We start from the raw sequence: 3,531 nt of genomic DNA on the forward strand, positions 1-3,531 counted from the left end.
ATGGGAGGAGGTTCCCGCAGTGGTCCACCTACGCCTCCGCAGGAACCGCTCACGCCAGATCATGGAGGACATCGTCGTCGAGCTGCGCTCGGCGTCCGAGCCGATCGCGGCGGAGGAAATCGCCGACAAGATCGGCCGATACCGGTCCACGGTCCAGCGGTACCTCCATGATCTCGATCAGGACGGCTACGTCGACCTCATCTTGGACCGCGGGTCCCGCGGGCGTCCCAAGCACCTTTACCAATGGCGCGACGAACCCTCGCCCCCGCCCCGCCCGAACCCCGGAATGGTGACAGTCTGATGCACGCGCTTGACCTCGCCACGCTCGTCCTGGCCAAGGGCGGCCATGACAACTTGAAGCAGGGCAGCTGCCTCCTGGAGGCGGTGTCATACCTCGCCGACGAGCCCTGGTCCGACCGCCCCGAGTGTGTCTCGCCCGTGCTCGGGGCTTTCGGCCGCATCCTGAACGATGTCCTGCCCAACAGCAAGCGGCAGAAGCTCAAGCCGTACATCCCGCAGCTCATGGGTACGGCCGCCGACGGACTGGACGAGGCGCGCGGGTGTCTGGCACTGGATTGGCTCGTCCGGGTGTGCACGCCGACCTGGCTACGCCTGGTCCCGGGGCCGACCGCGTATGCAGATCTGCTCGCCAACCACAGGCCGATCGCCAGCTTGGAGGATGTGGCGGCGATCGGTGACATCGTCCGCGATGCAGCGTCGCACGCTGCGCAAGCCCGGGCCGCCGCCCGGGAGGCCGCCTGGCCCGCTGTTCGGGATGCCGCCTGGGATGCCGCCTGGGTCGCCGCCTGCAACGCCGCTCGGGCCGTTCAGGAGGCCGCCTGGGCCGCCGCCCAGGAGGCCGCCGCCCGGGAGGCCGCTTGGGACGCCGTTCGGGACGCCGTTCGGGACGCCGCCTGGGACGCCGCGCGGCAGCGACTCACGCCCAGCGTCGCCGAGTTGCAGACGTCGGCGATCGCACTGTTCGGCCGCATGATCCGACCGAGGTGACCTCATGACCGGCCACCGTCACGACCGAGCGTCTCGCCGCCGCCATTCTCGCTGCCGAGGAGATCAGCGTTCCTCACGGTCAGCCCAGCAGGCGGAAAACCTCCACCTGGACCTCGACTAGGTTGTCACGTTCCACATGAGATGGACACGACCGGGCTGGGTGCCCTCTGTACCCGGGGACGGTAGTGGCAGGCCAGCACGACGACCTCCGCCCGCTCGAGGTCGATGATCTACAGTCGCCAGCGAAGTCGCTGCCCGTAACTACCCGTGAGGTTGTACGCCTACAGAATCTCCACCTACAGAATCTCCATGAGGATGCGGGGGCGGGGTAGGGGCGATCCGCTCACGCTCGCCAACATGTCGCTGCGGCTCACACGTACGTTCCTGGAGGCTCCTGCTGCTGTCCTTTACCCACGCGATGATCTGGGCCCGTGAGGTGAAACCGAGCTTGCCGAGAATGCGCTCGACGTGACCTTCCGCCGTGCGCTGGGCGATCACCAGGTAGCTCGCGATCTCCTTGTTGCTCAGGCCGCGGGCGACGAGGTCCGCCACCTGACGCTCCCGGAGAGTCAGGGGCACCTCCGGCTCGCCGGCGGGAACGACGGGGTGGGCGACAGGAGTCCCGGTGCCCTGGGTAGCCGCGGCGACGGCCTCGTCCAGGTCGAGTTCCGCGCCCTGCGCCAGGGCGCGTTCGAGCTTCCGTTGACCTAGGACGCGTCGCAGGGACGCCTCGCATCGGTGGTGGAACGGGGCGAGCCCGAAGGCGGCGATCGACGCCCCGGTCTCACGCCAGATCCGCCCGGCCGCGCCGAGCAGGACCGCGGACTCGTGGTGCCGGCCGGCCGAGGCCATGACCCACGCCTGCTGCTCCAGCGCGACAGCGATGCCGGCATGGTCGTGGAACGCGTATTTCAGGGAGATGGCCGCGGCATGGTGCTCCATCGCCTGCTCCAACTCGCCTAGCTGCCAGGCCGCCAGACCGAGGCCGCACAGAGCGAACGAGCGGAAGCAGTATTCACCGAAGCGCTCGGTCAACGCCACGCATTCCGCGAAGACGATCGCCGCCGCGTCCTGTTCCTCGCGGATTCCGTGGGCCAGCCCGAGATAGAGCAGTGATTGGGCGAGGCCGAACGGCTCGTCGAGGTCAGCGAACCGGCGGCGGGCGTCCTGACTGCGCTCCACCGCCGCCGGCCTGTCCCCGCTGATGGCGGCGAGCCTGCCCTCGACGCAGGCGATGCGTGCGAGCACCCGCTGGTCGTGCAGCCTAGCGGCCAGATCGCGAGCCTCGGCCAGCAGTGACGCCGCCGCGGTGATGTCGCCCTGGAGGGACGCGGCGTGGGCGGCCGATTGCAGACCGATGGCCCGGATCCCGTCCGGCTCCGTGGCCTTGCTCAGCCCCCGATCAAACCAGAAACGCGCCTCGCTGAGCAGCCCGATGGCGGCCCAGTATTGCCACAGGGCCACCATGATGGACAGAGCGGTCTCCGCCAGGCCCGGTGTAGTGAGGCAGAAGTCCAGCGCAACCCGTAGGTTCGCTTGCTCGCTCCGGATCCGCCTGATCCAGTCCAGTTGGGCCGGGCTGCACCACTGAGCGTCGGCGAGGGCCGCCATCCGGCGGTAGTAGGCGAGATGCCGACGGCGCACGTCCTGCTCCCGACCGGACTCGCGCAGGCGGTCCTGGCCGTACTGGCGAATGGTGTCCAGCATCCGGAACCGGACCGTCCCCTCGTCGTCGTCACGGACCAGAATCGACTTGTCAACCAGCCCGCTCAGCACGTCCAGCACGACTGCCGGCGGGCACCTGGCACCCCCCACCTGCTCAGCCGCCTCCAACGTGAACCCGTCGGCGAACACCGACAGGCACGCCCACATCTGCTGCTCGTCGGGATTGCACAGGCCGAAGCTCCAGTCGATCAGCGCGCGCAGGGTCTGCTGGCGGCGGGGCCCGACTCTGTTGCCTCGCGTCAACAGGCTGTAGCGGTTGTCGAGCCGATCGAGGATCTGCTCCAGGGACAGCGTCCGGAGCCAAGCAGCCGCCAGTTCGATCGCCAGCGGGATGCCATCCAGGCGATGGCACAGCAACGCGACGGTCCGCCAGTTGCCCTCGTCGAGGCTGAATTCCCCGAGCACCGCTGCCGCGCGTTCCGCCAGCAGGCTCACCGCCTCGTACTGGACGAGCCCGCCAGCCAAGGCGGACTGGTCCGCGCCCGGGGCCGGCACCGGGGGCACCCTCAGCGGGGGCACCCCCAGCACCCGTTCCCCGGCCACCCCGAGCAGGTGGCGGCTGGTTGCGATGACCCGCAGGCCCGGGCCCGCGCGCAGCAGGGTGTCGACGAGCCGGGCACACGCGTCCACGAGGTGCTCGCAGTTGTCGAGCACGAGCAGGATCCTGCGCGGAGCAAGGTGCGCGGCGAGCGTCGCCGCGGTCCATCGCCCGGAGAGGCGCTGCAGGCCCATCGCCTCGGCGACCGCGTCGGCGACCAGTGACGGGTCGTCGAGGTCGGCCAACTCGGCGATCCAGAC

The 3,531-nt window shown here is 69.7% G+C and carries 3 protein-coding genes; 2 read left to right on the plus strand and 1 reads right to left on the minus strand.

Annotated elements, in window-relative coordinates; all coding sequences use genetic code 11:
• Positions 1 to 301 (plus strand): HTH domain-containing protein (locus ACY45C_RS15815; RefSeq protein WP_462188356.1); only part of this gene is annotated, 301 nt, incomplete at its 5' end.
• Positions 301 to 1,008: a hypothetical protein gene (locus ACY45C_RS15820; RefSeq protein ID WP_462188357.1), complete on the plus strand. Its 708-nt coding sequence runs from the start codon at positions 301 to 303 to the stop codon at positions 1,006 to 1,008. The genes ACY45C_RS15815 and ACY45C_RS15820, both read left to right, overlap by 1 nt.
• Before the next feature lie 261 nt (positions 1,009 to 1,269).
• Here ACY45C_RS15820 and ACY45C_RS15825 read toward each other — a convergent pair.
• On the minus strand, positions 1,270 to 3,531 hold a 2,262-nt coding region (locus tag ACY45C_RS15825; protein WP_462188358.1), incomplete at its 5' end, for an ATP-binding protein.

The organism is Frankia sp. CcWB2, from assembly GCF_977927585.1.

Coding starts and splice junctions, on each gene's coding strand:
- ACY45C_RS15820 (WP_462188357.1), top strand. CDS start 301: ATGCACGCGCTTGACCTCGCCACGCTCGTCCTGGCCAAGGGCGGCCAT.